The organism is Pseudomonas sp. P106(2024) (genome assembly GCF_057480815.1).
Genome location: NZ_JBLIYU010000009.1, coordinates 1 through 13,336 on the forward strand (window position 1 = coordinate 1; position 13,336 = coordinate 13,336).

Sequence of the window (13,336 nt, forward strand, 5' to 3'; positions counted from 1 at the left end):
GGGATTTTGGGCAGGTCACGCAAGGGTTTCTTTTTGGTTGGCATACATGCACCTCTTACTCATGTTATGCCCGAACACAAAATTTCTGACACCCTCTCGATCGCCAGGCGTCTGCCCCGCCATTTTTTGTTACCATCTGACCACTACGAGCGCACAGCGCCACTCAACCGATGGAAACCGCCTGATGAGCCAACCCTTCGACGTCGCCGCCCTGGCCGCGACCTATGCCAGCAAGTCCCCGCAGGAGATCCTCAAGCTCGCCTTCGAGCATTTTGGCGACGACCTGTGGATCTCCTTCAGCGGCGCAGAGGATGTGGTGCTGGTGGACATGGCCTGGAAACTGAACAAGCAGGTCAAGGTGTTCAGCCTCGACACCGGCCGCCTGCACCCGGAAACCTACCGGTTCATCGACCAGGTACGCGAGCAGTACAACCTGCCCATCGAGATCCTCAGCCCGGACCGCGACAAGCTCGACCCGTTCGTCAAGGAAAAAGGCCTGTTCAGCTTCTACAAAGACGGCCACGGCGAGTGCTGCGGCATCCGCAAGATCGAGCCGCTGCGCCGCAAGCTGGCCACCGTCAGCGCCTGGGCCACCGGCCAGCGCCGCGACCAGAGCCCCGGTACCCGCAGTCAGGTGGCTGCCCTGGAGATCGACAGCGCCTTCTCCACCCCGGAGCGCACCCTGTACAAGTTCAACCCGCTGGCGCAGATGACCAGCGAGGAAGTCTGGGGCTACATCCGCATGCTCGAGCTGCCCTACAACAGCCTGCATGAGCGCGGCTTCATCAGCATCGGTTGCGAGCCGTGCACCCGCCCGGTGCTGCCGAACCAGCACGAGCGCGAAGGGCGTTGGTGGTGGGAAGAGTCGACGCAGAAGGAGTGCGGGTTGCATGCCGGCAACCTAATTACCAAGGCTTGAAATAGCCGGGGCCTGTGGGAGCGGCCTTGTGTCGCGATGGGCCGCAAAGCGGCCCCGCTATTTCAGATCAGTGCACCGGCAGCTCGACACCCTCGAACAGCTCTTCGAGCTCCTGCTTGTTATGGCACTGGATCGCCTTGGCCATCACCTCACGGGTCAGGTGCGGCGCGAACTTCTCGATGAAGTCGCACATGAAACCGCGCAGGAAGGTGCCGCGACGGAAGCCGATCTTGGTGATGCTGGCCTCGAACAGCTCGCTGGCGTCCAGGCACACCAGATCGCTGTCGAGCTTCGGGTCGACCGCCATCTTGGCCACGATGCCCACGCCCAGACCCAGACGCACATAGGTCTTGATCACGTCGGCGTCGGCGGCGGTGAACACCACCTTCGGCGTCAGGCCACGGTGATTGAACGCCTCGTCAAGCTTGGAGCGACCGGTGAAGCCGAACACGTAGGTGACGATCGGGTACTCGGCCACCGCTTCCAGGGTCAGCTTCGGCAGCTTGGTCAGCGGATGGCCCTGGGGCACCACCACGCAGCGGTTCCACTTGTAGCACGGCATCATGATCAAGTCGCCGAACAGCTCCAGCGCCTCGGTGGCGATGGCGAAGTCGACGGTGCCGTCGGCCGCCATCTCGGCGATCTGCATCGGCGAGCCCTGGTGCATGTGCAGGGCGACTTCCGGGTACTGCTTGATGAAGTTGCTGATCACCGGCGGCAGCGCGTAGCGCGCCTGGGTGTGGGTGGTGGCGATCGACAGGGTGCCCTTCTTCTCGTTGGAGAATTCCTGGGCGATCTGCTTGATGCTCTCGACCTTGCGCAGGATCTCGCCGGCGGTGTTGATGATGCGCTCGCCGGCCGGGGTGACGCGGGTCAGGTGCTTGCCACTGCGGGCGAAGACCTCGACGCCCAGCTCATCCTCGAGCAGGCGGATCTGCTTGCTGATACCTGGTTGGGAGGTGTACAGACTCTGCGCCGTCGCGGAAACGTTGAGGTCATGGTGCGCCACTTCCCAGATGTAGCGCAGTTGCTGAAGCTTCATAGATTTCCCTCAAAGGCGGTAGGTCACCGGCGCGCCGGCAGCGACGAGTTATAACTATATTAGTGGCTTGAGAAATAAATCTAGAACTATTTTGTTACGTTCGCTGTAAAAAGTCCTACCGTGAGGCTCACGATTTCCTACGCCCAAGATGGTGAGCCAATGGCACCATGTACACCGGCACCGGTGACAGCTGCAGCAGCCGCACCGCCGTGCGGCCGATCGGCACATCCACCCCCGCGCCGGCGCTGTGGCTACCGAAGATCAACAGGTCAACCGACAACCGCTGGGCCTGCTCGAGGATCACCTGGGCCGGGTCGCCCTGGCGCACCCGCACCGCGCGGATCAATGCCAGGTCGGCCGGTTCGGTCATCTCGTCGCGAAAGTTCTCCAGCACCCGCTGCTCGATATTGGCCATGACCGTGTTGACGCCCTCGCTGTGCAGCGCATCGAGGGTCTGCTCGTCGAGGTAGCTCTGCAGCAGCGATTCGGCGAACTGCCCCATGGGCTCCACGGCGTGGATCACATACAGCTCTGCGTTAAAGGTCCGCGCCAGGGCCAGGGCGTGCTGCATGACAAAGGGCGCATAGACACCGAGGTCAGTGGCAAACAGCATGGAACGGATCATTCGACCTCCTCGACTGCCGCGACGGCAGAGCAAGCTTGAGCTTAGCAGCGCCATAGCCGGTCGCCTGGCCGTCCGGCGCACAGCCGCCGCGGGCTTCAGGCCTGCCGGCTACGCCGGTCGATGAACGCCAGGGCCTGGTACAACGCCTCCATGCGCGGCAGCGCGCAACCGGCCGCGCGGGCCCGGGCCAGGGGCTCGGCATAGATCGCTTGCAGCTCCAGCGGCCGCTGCTGCACATGGTCGTGGTACATGCTCGGCCAGTAGTCCGGCATCTTCTCGGTGATGCGAAACAGGTGCTCGGCATAACCCGACGGCAGCTCGCGGCCACAGGCCTTGGCGCCCGCCACCACTTCGGCCATCAGCGCCTGGATCAGCGCGCGGCTGTCGGCATCGCCCATCAAGGGCGTGGTGCTGGCCTGCAGCAACACCGAGAGGCCGTTGTAGGGCACGTTCCACACCAGTTTCTGCCAGCGCGCCTGGTCGAGGTCGGCCATGGCCTGGGAGTCGATGCCCGCAGCCCGGAACAGCCCGGCGCCCTCCTCCACCACGGCGGCCCCGCCGTCCTGCGCCGGGCCACTGTGATAGCCCAGGTTCACCGCGCCCAGCGACTGGTGGCGGATTTCGCCGGGCCCCTCGCGATTGACGCAGATGAAGCACAGGCCGCCGAGCAGGTGCAGGTCCGGGCGCAAGGCCGGGCGCAACTGCTCCTCGACCCCAAGGCCGTTCTGCAGCAACACCACCCGGGCCTCGGGCGCCGCTGCCTGGACGATCAAGGGCGCCAGCTCCGCGTTGCTGGTGGCCTTGGCCCCCACCAGCAGCCAGTCGCAGGGCGGCATGTCGGCGGCCCGGGCGTATGCCTGCACCGGCATGTGCACCTGACCATGCACCGCGCTGTCCAGGCGCAGCCCCTGCTCGCGCACGGCCTGGTATTCGCTGCGCAGCAGGAAGTGCACGTCGTAGCCGGCACGGGCCAGCATCAGGCCGTAGAAGCCACCGATTGCGCCGCTGCCGATGATGCCAATGCGGGGATTGCCAATGCGAGGGTCAAGGGACGCCATGCCGTGCTCCTGGTCGAGAGTCATTATTGTGAGTCAGCCACTATACCCGCGTGCCGGGCATCGCGGCCAAATCCTCCCCATAGGCGCGGCGCTTGCCCGCAAATGCCGTCAGATGGGTAAAAACCCCGTATCGACGGGCCCCAGCCCATTGTCGCGCCCCTGCTAACGCGCTAAGGTTCGGCCTCCCCGCTGCGAATATTCTGCTGCTGGGCCGCACGGGGAACGCTGGCGGCCGGCACCCGTGACCTGACGAGTAACACGATGGCTGATTTACCGATCGATGACCTTAACGTTGCCTCCAACGAGACCTTGATCACCCCCGATCAGCTCAAGAAGGAAATCCCCCTCAGCGCCAAGGCCCTGCAGACCGTGACTGCCGGCCGCGAAGTGGTGCGCAACATCCTCGACGGCAAGGACCATCGCCTGTTCGTGGTGGTCGGCCCCTGCTCGATCCACGACATCAAGGCCGCCCACGAGTATGCCGAGCGCCTGAAGGTGCTGGCCGAGGAAGTCTCCGACACCCTGTACCTGGTCATGCGCGTGTACTTCGAGAAGCCGCGGACCACCGTCGGCTGGAAAGGCCTGATCAACGACCCGTACCTGGACGACTCGTTCAAGATCCAGGACGGCCTGCACATTGGTCGCCAACTGCTGCTGGACCTGGCCGAGAAGGGCCTCCCCACCGCCACCGAAGCGCTTGACCCGATCTCCCCGCAGTACCTGCAGGACCTGATCAGTTGGTCGGCCATCGGCGCCCGCACCACCGAATCCCAGACCCACCGCGAGATGGCCTCGGGCCTGTCCTCGGCGGTCGGCTTCAAGAACGGCACCGATGGCGGCCTGACCGTGGCCATCAACGCCCTGCAGTCGGTGTCCAAGCCGCACCGTTTCCTGGGCATCAACCAGGAAGGCGGCGTGTCCATCGTCACTACCAAGGGCAACGCCTACGGCCACGTGGTACTGCGCGGCGGCAACGGCAAGCCCAACTACGACTCGGTTAGCGTTGCCCTGTGCGAGCAGGACCTGGTCAAGGCCAAGATCAAGCCCAACATCATGGTCGACTGCAGCCACGCCAACTCCAATAAGGACCCGGCCCTGCAGCCCCTGGTCATGGAGAACGTCGCCAACCAGATCCTCGAAGGCAACCAGTCGATCATCGGCCTGATGGTCGAGAGTCACCTGAACTGGGGCTGCCAGGCTATTCCGAAGAACCTCGACGAGCTGCAATACGGCGTGTCGGTCACCGATGCCTGCATCGACTGGGCGGCCACCGAGAAGACCCTGCGCAGCATGCACGCCAAGCTCAAGGACGTGCTGCCCAAGCGCCAGCGCGGCTGAAATCCTGCGCAAACGAAAACGCCGGGCAATGCCCGGCGTTTTTCATGTGTACGGCCGTTCAGACCTTGCTCGAGTGGCGCTGCTGGCGCTCCATATAGCGCTCGACGTAAGAGCAAGAGGGAATCACGGTATAGCCCATCTGCTCGGCATAGGCCAAGGCCTGCTCGGTGAGCGCCGCGGCGATCCCGCGACCGCGCAGGGCATTGGGGACGAAGGTGCGATAGATGTCCAGCGTCTGCTTGCCCAGGTCCATGTACGTCAGATAGGCCCGGTGACCGTCCACGGTGGTCTCGAACTGATGACCGGCCTGGTCATGGTGGATGGTCAGCGTTTCGCTCATCACTACTCCTCGCAGGTCTTGTCGGCAGACCCTTACCTTACCGATGTGGTTTATCCGGCGGAGGAACCTCTACGCCACCTGTTGCCCCTTGGACAGCAGCCCGACCGGGATCGTTCTGCGTCGAGGCACCCTCAAATAGTAGGCGGCGCCAGCGAGAATGCTCAAGCTGCGCAGAATGAAAATACTGACAGCCACCCGCCCGAGGCCCGGCAACAGCAACCGGATGTTCTTGGGCTATGACGCTCGTCGACAGTTAAAGTCACCCTTAGTTCAACAAAAAGTTCCTGTACTACAATCGCTTGCGAACGCTGCTCAGGATTTTCACACTTTGTTTACAAACCCCGTCGCCGGGGCCGCCCAGAGCATTTTTTTTGCAGTTCTTGCGCTCAGTCAGTTTACTTACTACAAGTAATGGGTACTATGTACGCCGGCCAGTTTCTCTTTTCCGAGAGATGGCTATTTAATAGAAAGTCCTTGAAGGGGAACACGATGAACAACGTTCTGAAATTCTCTGCTCTGGCTCTGGCCGCAGTTCTGGCTACCGGTTGCAGCAGCGTATCCAAAGAAACCGAAGCTCGCCTGACTGCTACCGAAGACGCAGCAGCTCGCGCCCAGGCTCGTGCAGACGAAGCCTACCGCAAAGCTGACGACGCTCTGGCAGCTGCTCAGAAGGCTCAGCAGACCGCTGACGAAGCCAACGAGCGCGCTCTGCGTATGCTGGACAAAGCCAGCCGCAAGTAATAATCCTCACGGATTGTTATGGAGCCGACCCACTTGTGGGTCGGCTTTTTTATTGCCTGGGAGAAAAGCAGGCGATGCCGACCAAACAACTGGGGCCGCCTTGCGACCCATCGCGGAACAACCCTGCACCCAAAGGCATGGCGTTCGCCGTACCTGCAGGAGCGGGCGTGTCCCGCGATGGGCCGCCGGGCGACCCCAAAGTGCACCGCTAGTTGCCAGCGGGCAATCGCTTACTGCAGTTCTGGCGGAATGCTCGACACCATCGGCGCACTCGAGCCATTGACCGGCACGGCAATTTCGACTGGCATGCCGTCTTCGGCCGCCACCACATCGCGAACCATGTCCCAGTTCATGCGCAAGTTGTTGGCCAGGTCTTCACGCTTGAGCAAGGCGTTGATGACCGCAGTATGCTTGTCGACCACCGACGGGTTGCCGTGATCGTCCAGCGGCGTGTGCGCCTCGAGGTAGACCTTGCCGGCGCTGATGCCAAACTTGTAGGGCTCGTTGATGATGCGCACCGGCGTGCCCACAGGGACCATCTTCGACAAGGTCAGCACGTTGTTATTGAGCATGCGGAAGCAGCCGTGACTGGTACGCATGCCGATGCCGAACTTCTTGTTCGAGCCATGGATCAGGTAACCCGGTACCCCCAGAGTGAACTTGAATGGGCCCAGGGGGTTGTCCGGCCCGGCCGGCACCACGGCCGGCAAGATGTCGCCATCGGCGGCATGCTCGGCGCGGATCGAGGCCGGCGGCGTCCAGGTCGGGTTCGGCGTCTTGGCGGTGATCTTGGTATTGGCGATCGGCGAACCCCAGCCCTCGCGACCGATGCCCAGCGGGAAGGTGTGCACCACGTTCTGCCCTTTCGGGTAGTAGTACAGGCGGTACTCGGCCAGGTTGATGACAATGCCCTCACGCGGGCCTGGCGGCAAGATGTAGCGGGTCGGCAGGACGATCTCGGTGCCGGCGCCTGGCAGCCAAGGGTCGACGCCCGGGTTGGCGGCGATCATCTCGAGGTAGCCGAGGTCATTGGCGGTGCCGATGTCGGCGAAGGTGTCCTCGTACTTGGCCTTGATGGTATGAACCTGGCCGACGACGTCTTCACCGGGAGGTGGCAACGGCAGTTCCAGCGCAACAGCGGGGCCTGTCGCCAGCATGGCGGCCAGGGTCAGGCTACGGGTGACGGCGGGAAAGCGCGGCAACATCCGGGAAATCCTTCGAAAGATCAGTCAAGAAAACGATTGTACACCCGCGCCGAAACGAGCGGGAGGCGCATGCGTTTCAGATGATGAAAGGCGCTCAGAGTTCCGGCCATACCGGGCGCATGCCGCGCCGCTGGGCATCGAGGATCGCCCGGCACAGCGGGCACAGGCGCTCGTCGCGGTAGATCGCGCGCTCCACCCCCGACCAGCGCGGCTGCGCTGGCAGCAGGCCACCGCACAAGGTACGGTCGACCGGCACGCCCAGTTCGAGCTGGCGGGCGGCCAGGTGGATGCGCACTTCCTGGCAGGCAAACAGGTCGAGCTGCTCATCAGGCTCGATCAGTTGGTAGGCGTACAGGGACCAGGCGGGGCGCGGCATCGGGGGCACTCGAAACGGGGGGCGCAACATTAGCCGAAAGCGGCCCCCGATAAAAGCGTCACAGCAAGGGTTTTATCGTCGGCCAGGCATTTTCCAGCAGGCGCTGCTGGGCGGCCGCCGCCGGGTGGATGCCATCGGCCTGCATCAACTCCGGCACCCCGCCCACGCCATCGAGGAAGAACGGCACCAGCGGTACCTTTTTATCGGCGGCCAGCTGCTCATAGACCTGGGCGAACGCCGTGGTGTAGCGCACGCCGTAGTTCGGCGGCAGGCGCATGCCCAACAGCACCACCTTGGCACCGGCCTGGCGGGACTGGTCGATCATCGCGGCAAGATTCTGTTGCAATTGTTGCGGCGACTGCCCGCGCAGGCCGTCGTTGCCTCCAAGCTCCAGCACCACCAGGTCCGGCTTGTGCGCCGCAAGCAGCGCCGGCAGCCGCGCCTGGCCACCTGCGCTGGTGTCGCCGCTGATCGAGGCATTGACCACCTGATCGTCGAAACCCTCCTTCTTCAGCTGCTGTTGCAGCAGGCTGACCCACCCCTGGCGGGTATCCAGGCCAAAACCGGCGCTGATACTATCGCCGACGACAAGCAGCGTTCCCGCCGCCGCGCCCTGGGCCAGGCAACACAGGGCCAGGCCGGCACTCAACCACCACATTCGCATCGGATTCTCCATGGGCCCCAGCATTCTCGTTGCGCAGAACCTTAGCAAAGTGGTCCCCAGCGCGGAAGGCGACCTGACCATCCTCCACGCCCTCTCCCTCGATCTCGACCAGGGCGACAGCCTGGCCATCGTCGGTGCCTCCGGCTCCGGCAAGTCCACGCTGTTGGGCCTGCTCGCCGGGCTCGACCGCCCCAGCGCCGGCAAGGTGATCCTCGCCGGCCACGATCTCGGCCCCCTCGACGAGGACCAGCGCGCCCGGGTGCGCGCCGAGCACGTGGGTTTCGTGTTCCAGTCGTTCCAGTTGCTCGACAGCCTCAATGCCCTGGAGAACGTCATGCTGCCGCTGGAGCTCGACGGTCGCCGCGATGCCCGCGAGCACGCCCGCGGTCTGCTCGAACGGGTCGGCCTGGGCAAACGCCTGAGCCACACCCCGCGCCAGCTCTCCGGCGGCGAGCAGCAGCGGGTGGCGATCGCCCGCGCCTTCGCCGCGCAACCGGCCGTGCTGTTCGCCGACGAGCCCACCGGCAACCTCGACAGCCACACCGGCGAGCGCATCAGCGACCTGTTGTTCGAACTGAACCAGGAGCGCGGCACCACCCTGGTGCTGGTGACCCACGACGAACGCCTGGCCAAGCGCTGCCGCCGCCTGATCCGCCTGGATGCCGGTCGCCTGGTCGCGCCCCTGGAGCCTTGATGACTCGCCTATCGTTCCCGCGACTGTGTGTCCTGGCCCTGCGCCAGTTGCTGCGCGATGCCCGCGCCAGCGAAGTGCGCGTGCTGTTCTTCGCGTTGCTGGTGGCGGTGGCGGCGAGTACCGCCATCGGCTACTTCGGCGCCCGCCTCAATGGTGCCATGCAGTTGCGCGCCAGCGAGTTTCTCGGTGCCGACCTGGTCCTGCAAGGCAGCGCCCCTCCCGCCGCGCAGCAGATCGCCAACGGCACCGCGCTGGGCCTGCAGCATGCGCGAGTGGTGGAGTTCACCAGCGTGGTTGGTGGTGACAGTGGTATCCAGCTTTCCAGCATCAAGGCGGCCGACCCCGCCTATCCGCTGCGCGGCCAATTGCGCAGCGCGGCGGTGCCCTACGCCGAGGAAGCGCCCGGCGGCGGGCCGGCGCCGGGTGAAGCCTGGGTCGAACCGCGCCTGCTCGCGGCGCTCGGCCTGGCCATCGGCGACAACATCGACGTCGGCATGAAGACCCTGCGCATGAGCCGCGTGCTGACCTACGAGCCCGACCGTGCCGGCAACTTCTACAGCCTTACGCCGCGAGTGCTGATGAACCTCGCCGACCTGGACGCAACCGGCGTGATCCAGCCCGGCAGCCGGGTCAGCTACCGCGACCTGTGGCGCGGTGATATCGACACCTTGCAAAAGTACCGGCAGACGGCGGAAAAAAGCCTGGCCGCCAACCAACGCCTGCTCGACACCCGCGACGGCAACCGGCAGATCGGCGGCGCACTGGGCAAGGCCGAGCGTTACCTGAACATGGCGAGCCTGGTGGCGGTGCTGCTGGCCGGCGTCGCCGTGGCCTTGTCGGCCAGCCGCTACGCCGCGCGGCGCCTGGATGCCAGCGCCCTGCTGCGCTGCCTGGGCTTGTCTCGGCACCAGGCCCTTGGTCTTTACAGCCTGCAACTGGCAATGCTCGGTGTCGCCGCAGCAGTCATCGGCGCGCTGCTCGGCTGGATCGCCCAGCTGGGGTTGTTCCGCCTGCTCGAAGGCCTGCTCCCCAGCCAGGTGCCGCCCGGTGGCCTCACCCCGGCGCTGGCCGGCATAGGCACCGGATTGGTAGCCCTGGCCGGCTTTGCCTTGCCGCCACTGGCAGCCCTGGGTCGCGTGCCGCCGCTGCGAGTGCTGCGCCGCGACCTGCTGCCGCTGCCACCGAGCAGCTGGTTGGTGTACGGCGCCGCCCTGTTCGCCCTGGGCCTGATCATGTGGCGCCTGAGCCTGGACCTGCTGCTGACCTTCGCCCTGCTCGGCGGGGGGCTGATCGCCGCCTTGCTGCTGGGTGGATTGCTGTTGCTCGGCCTGCGCAGCCTGCGCCGGTTGCTGGCCGGCGCGCCGCTGGCCTGGCGGCTGGGGCTTGGCCAGTTGCTGCGTCACCCGCTGGCCGCCGCCGGCCAGGCCCTGGCCTTCGGCCTGATCCTCCTGGCAATGGGCCTGGTCGCCCTGCTGCGGGCGGAACTGCTCGACACCTGGCAGGCGCAGTTGCCCAAGGACGCACCCAATCATTTCGCCCTGAACATCCTGCCCGACGAGCGCCAGCCGTTCGCCGAGCGCCTGGCCCAGATCAACGCCACCGCCGCGCCGCTGTACCCGGTTATTCCCGGGCGCCTGACCCATATCAACGAGCAGCCGGTGCGCCAGCTGGTCAGCAAGGAGTCCACCGGCGAACGCGCCGTCCAGCGCGACCTCAGCCTGACCTGGGCCGCCGAGCTGCCCCAGGGCAATGCCCTGAGCGCCGGCCAATGGTGGCAGCAGGCGCCCGCCAGCGATGACGTGCCTGGGGTTTCCGTGGAGGCGGAACTGGCGCAGAGCCTGCACCTGCAACTGGGTGACCTGCTGACATTCGATATCGGCGGCCAGCAGCGCCAGGCCCGGGTCAGCAGCCTGCGCAGCGTGCACTGGGACAGTTTCCAGCCCAACTTCTACATGATCTTCCAGCCAGGAACGCTACAAGGCCTGCCCACCACCTACCTCACCAGCTTCTATCTGGCACCGGGCCACGACCAGGAGATCGTCGCGCTGTCCCGCGCGTTCCCGGCGGTGACCGTGCTGCAGGTCGACGCGTTGCTGGCGCAACTGCGCAGCATCCTCGCCCAGGTCACCCTGGCGGTGGAGTACGTGCTGCTGTTCGTGCTGGCGGCTGGGCTGGCGGTGCTGTTCGCCGGCCTGCAGGCAACCCTCGACGAGCGCATCCGCCAGGGCGCCCTGCTGCGGGCGCTGGGGGCGGCGCGCCAGCTGCTGGTCAAGGCTAGGCGCATCGAGTTCGGCCTGCTCGGCGCGGCAAGCGGCGTGCTCGCGGCACTGGGTTGCGAGCTGATCACCTGGGCGCTGTACCGCTATGCCTTCGACCTGCACTGGGCACCCCATCCGTGGCTGCTGGCGCTGCCGCTGGCCGGGGCGGTGCTGGTGGGCGGAGCCGGGGTGATCGGTACACGTCGCGCGCTCAATGCCAGTCCGTTGGCGGTGTTGCGCGAGGGGTGAAGAAATGAAGCATTGCGAATGATCGAGGGTTTGCGCTTTTCCCTGTAGGAGCGGCCTTGTGTCGCGAAAGGGCCGCGCAGCGGCCCCAGCAATCGTTGCCTTGATGCTGATATCCCGGGGCCGCTATGCGGCCCTTTCGCGACACAAGGCCGCTCCTACAGGGATCGAGTATGGCCTTGAGTTCTGCGCCAGCTAGAGGTTGTAGCGGATGCTGTTCACATACCAGGTCGCCTCACCGGTGGGCGTGTGCACCACCACCTCGTCGCCCTCCTCCTTCTTGAGCAAGGCCCGGGCCATGGGCGAGTCGATGGAGATGTAGTCGTTGCGCCCGTGGATCTCGTCATAGCCGACGATGCGAAAACGCAGCTGCTCGCCGTCATCGTTCTCGATTTCCACCCAGGCACCGAAGAACACCTTGCCTTCCTGCTGGGGCGAGTACTCGACGACCTTGACGTCTTCCAGGCGCTTGCGCAGGTAGCGCACGCGGCGGTCGATCTCGCGCAGCAGCTTCTTGTTGTACTGGTAGTCGGCGTTCTCGCTGCGATCGCCCAGCGAGGCCGCCCAGGTGACCTTCTGGGTGATCTCCGGGCGATAGACCCGCCACAGGTGATCAAGCTCCTGCTTCAGCGCTGCATGGCCTTCGATGGTGATGATGTTGGTGCTCAACGACTGTCTCCTCAGTGCATCCGCGGCGGACGACAGGCGCCCACCGGGAGACCGAGCTTAGCGAAAAACGGCTGGACGCGACACGCCGCTCAACGGCGGGTAATCAGGCCCTGGCGGGCAATGCGGGTGAGCTGGCCGATAACCTCGGCGGCCACTTCGGCCTCAGGCGCCTGGATCACGGCCAGGTCGAAGCGGTCGTTGCCGTACTGGTCGAGCTGTTCACAGCTGTCGGAGAACTGGATAAGGAAGGCACAGGCCTGGCCCTTGCGTCGGGAAAAGCCATCGAGATTGCGCAAAAGCGTGGGTTGATGCTGGCCGCCGAGCAGGATGCGCGGGGTACGGGAAGCCTGGTTCTTGGCCAGGGGGGTCAAGCAGACACTGGTACGTGGGCAACTCATGGAGTCTCTCTCCGCCTCGCTGTTCCCGCTGGGTAGCGGTGGGAGGCGTCACCGAACCAGCGCTTTAGCGGTATTTCGGATGACCCGTCGGGGCCTCTCCCGCGCCCCGCAAGTAGCTGTTTAAATCGGCGCAATCGGTATGCTAGAGGCTGACGCTTGAAGTTACAAGCGCTTGTGCAAAAGCAATCGCGGGGCCAGCCCACTCCCACACGCTTCGTGGGATTGGCCTGGCCCCGCGATTGCCGATCAGCGTGCGATCAGACGGTCCAGCGACAGCCGGCCCGCGCCCTCGATCAGCACCGCCACGGTACCGGCCATCAGCGCCAGGGCGAACTCATAACCGTTGTTGGACATGAACAGCCCGTTGCCGATATGCACCGAGAAGATCGCCACCACCAGGGTCACGCTCAGCGCCAGCGCCGCCGGGCGGGCCAGCAGGCCGACCACCAGGGCCAGGCCGCCGAAGAACTCGGCGCTGCCGGACAGCAAGGCCATCAGGTAGCCCGGGGTCAGGCCGATGCTTTCCATCCACTGGCCGGTGCCTTCCAGGCCGTAGCCGCCGAACAGGCCGAACAGTTTCTGCGCGCCGTGGGCCATGAAGATGACGCCGACCAGGATACGCACGACGCTTAGGCCATAACCGGCGCGGGTAGTGAACAGGGCTTTGAGGGAGTTGTTCATGTTTGCTTCCTTGTTTGAGCAGGTGTGTGTTGGATGAGCGCCATCTTAATCAAATCATCGAATAAGAAAATCGCAATAATCA

General features: G+C 64.9%; 15 protein-coding genes. 5 read left to right on the top strand and 10 right to left on the bottom strand.

Going from position 1 to position 13,336, the window contains the following annotated elements:
• Positions 1-184 precede the first annotated feature (184 nt).
• A complete protein-coding gene (locus AC25M7_RS15705; protein WP_062359495.1) occupies positions 185-919 on the top strand; it encodes a phosphoadenylyl-sulfate reductase in 735 nt (244 codons plus the stop codon).
• A 67-nt stretch (positions 920-986) separates the two neighbouring features.
• On the opposite strand, the gene cysB is transcribed toward AC25M7_RS15705, so the two are convergent.
• The 3 genes from cysB to AC25M7_RS15720 all read right to left on the bottom strand — a co-directional run bounded on the left by cysB (position 987) and on the right by AC25M7_RS15720 (position 3,644).
• Positions 987-1,961 carry an HTH-type transcriptional regulator CysB gene (gene cysB, locus AC25M7_RS15710; protein WP_011533140.1) on the bottom strand — a complete coding sequence of 325 codons (975 nt, stop codon included), beginning with the start codon at positions 1,959-1,961 and terminating at the stop codon, positions 987-989.
• Positions 1,962-2,088: 127 nt separating this feature from the next.
• Entirely contained in the window at positions 2,089-2,586 is a 498-nt protein-coding gene (locus AC25M7_RS15715) for a universal stress protein (protein WP_028692613.1), read from the bottom strand.
• Between the two features lie 95 nt (positions 2,587-2,681).
• On the bottom strand, positions 2,682-3,644 hold the full coding sequence (locus tag AC25M7_RS15720) for a putative 2-dehydropantoate 2-reductase (protein ID WP_028692614.1): 963 nt from the start codon (positions 3,642-3,644) through the stop codon (positions 2,682-2,684).
• 261 nt (positions 3,645-3,905) lie between these two features.
• Here AC25M7_RS15720 and AC25M7_RS15725 point away from each other — a divergent pair, with 261 nt between their 5' ends.
• Positions 3,906-4,982, top strand: coding sequence for a 3-deoxy-7-phosphoheptulonate synthase (locus AC25M7_RS15725; protein ID WP_028692615.1), 1,077 nt, complete (start codon positions 3,906-3,908; stop codon positions 4,980-4,982).
• A gap of 58 nt (positions 4,983-5,040) precedes the next feature.
• Here AC25M7_RS15725 and AC25M7_RS15730 read toward each other — a convergent pair whose 3' ends face one another.
• Positions 5,041-5,322 carry a GNAT family N-acetyltransferase gene (locus AC25M7_RS15730; protein ID WP_028692616.1) on the bottom strand — a complete coding sequence of 94 codons (282 nt, stop codon included), beginning with the start codon at positions 5,320-5,322 and terminating at the stop codon, positions 5,041-5,043.
• A gap of 489 nt (positions 5,323-5,811) precedes the next feature.
• Between AC25M7_RS15730 and oprI the strand changes: the two genes are divergently transcribed.
• Positions 5,812-6,063: an outer membrane lipoprotei OprI gene (gene oprI, locus AC25M7_RS15735; protein WP_003259780.1), complete on the top strand. Its 252-nt coding sequence runs from the start codon at positions 5,812-5,814 to the stop codon at positions 6,061-6,063.
• Between the two features lie 230 nt (positions 6,064-6,293).
• Here oprI and AC25M7_RS15740 read toward each other — a convergent pair whose 3' ends face one another.
• From AC25M7_RS15740 to AC25M7_RS15750, 3 genes are all read right to left on the bottom strand, one after another.
• Positions 6,294-7,268 carry a L,D-transpeptidase family protein gene (locus AC25M7_RS15740; RefSeq protein ID WP_028692617.1) on the bottom strand — a complete coding sequence of 325 codons (975 nt, stop codon included), beginning with the start codon at positions 7,266-7,268 and terminating at the stop codon, positions 6,294-6,296.
• Between the two features lie 94 nt (positions 7,269-7,362).
• Complete coding sequence (locus AC25M7_RS15745) at positions 7,363-7,644, bottom strand: hypothetical protein (RefSeq protein WP_028692618.1); 282 nt, start codon at positions 7,642-7,644, stop codon at positions 7,363-7,365.
• 58 nt (positions 7,645-7,702) lie between these two features.
• The gene (locus tag AC25M7_RS15750; protein ID WP_028692619.1) at positions 7,703-8,308 is read right to left on the bottom strand and encodes an arylesterase; all 606 of its coding nucleotides are present in this window, start codon (positions 8,306-8,308) and stop codon (positions 7,703-7,705) included.
• Between the two features lie 10 nt (positions 8,309-8,318).
• On the opposite strand from AC25M7_RS15750, the gene AC25M7_RS15755 reads away from it, so the two are divergent.
• Both AC25M7_RS15755 and AC25M7_RS15760 read left to right on the top strand, forming a co-directional pair.
• Positions 8,319-9,002: an ABC transporter ATP-binding protein gene (locus AC25M7_RS15755; RefSeq protein ID WP_486971247.1), complete on the top strand. Its 684-nt coding sequence runs from the start codon at positions 8,319-8,321 to the stop codon at positions 9,000-9,002.
• Positions 9,002-11,509: an ABC transporter permease gene (locus tag AC25M7_RS15760; RefSeq protein WP_486971248.1), complete on the top strand. Its 2,508-nt coding sequence runs from the start codon at positions 9,002-9,004 to the stop codon at positions 11,507-11,509. The genes AC25M7_RS15755 and AC25M7_RS15760 overlap by 1 nt, the downstream gene beginning before the upstream one ends.
• 192 nt (positions 11,510-11,701) lie before the next feature.
• On the opposite strand, the gene greB is transcribed toward AC25M7_RS15760, so the two are convergent.
• From greB to AC25M7_RS15775, 3 genes are all read right to left on the bottom strand, one after another.
• The gene (gene greB / locus AC25M7_RS15765; protein WP_028692622.1) at positions 11,702-12,175 is read right to left on the bottom strand and encodes a transcription elongation factor GreB; all 474 of its coding nucleotides are present in this window, start codon (positions 12,173-12,175) and stop codon (positions 11,702-11,704) included.
• 89 nt (positions 12,176-12,264) lie between these two features.
• Positions 12,265-12,573 (bottom strand): hypothetical protein, encoded by a 309-nt coding sequence (locus AC25M7_RS15770; protein ID WP_028692623.1) that lies wholly within the window; start codon positions 12,571-12,573, stop codon positions 12,265-12,267.
• 246 nt (positions 12,574-12,819) lie between these two features.
• Positions 12,820-13,254 (bottom strand): DoxX family protein, encoded by a 435-nt coding sequence (locus AC25M7_RS15775; RefSeq protein ID WP_062359501.1) that lies wholly within the window; start codon positions 13,252-13,254, stop codon positions 12,820-12,822.
• Positions 13,255-13,336: the final 82 nt, after the last annotated feature.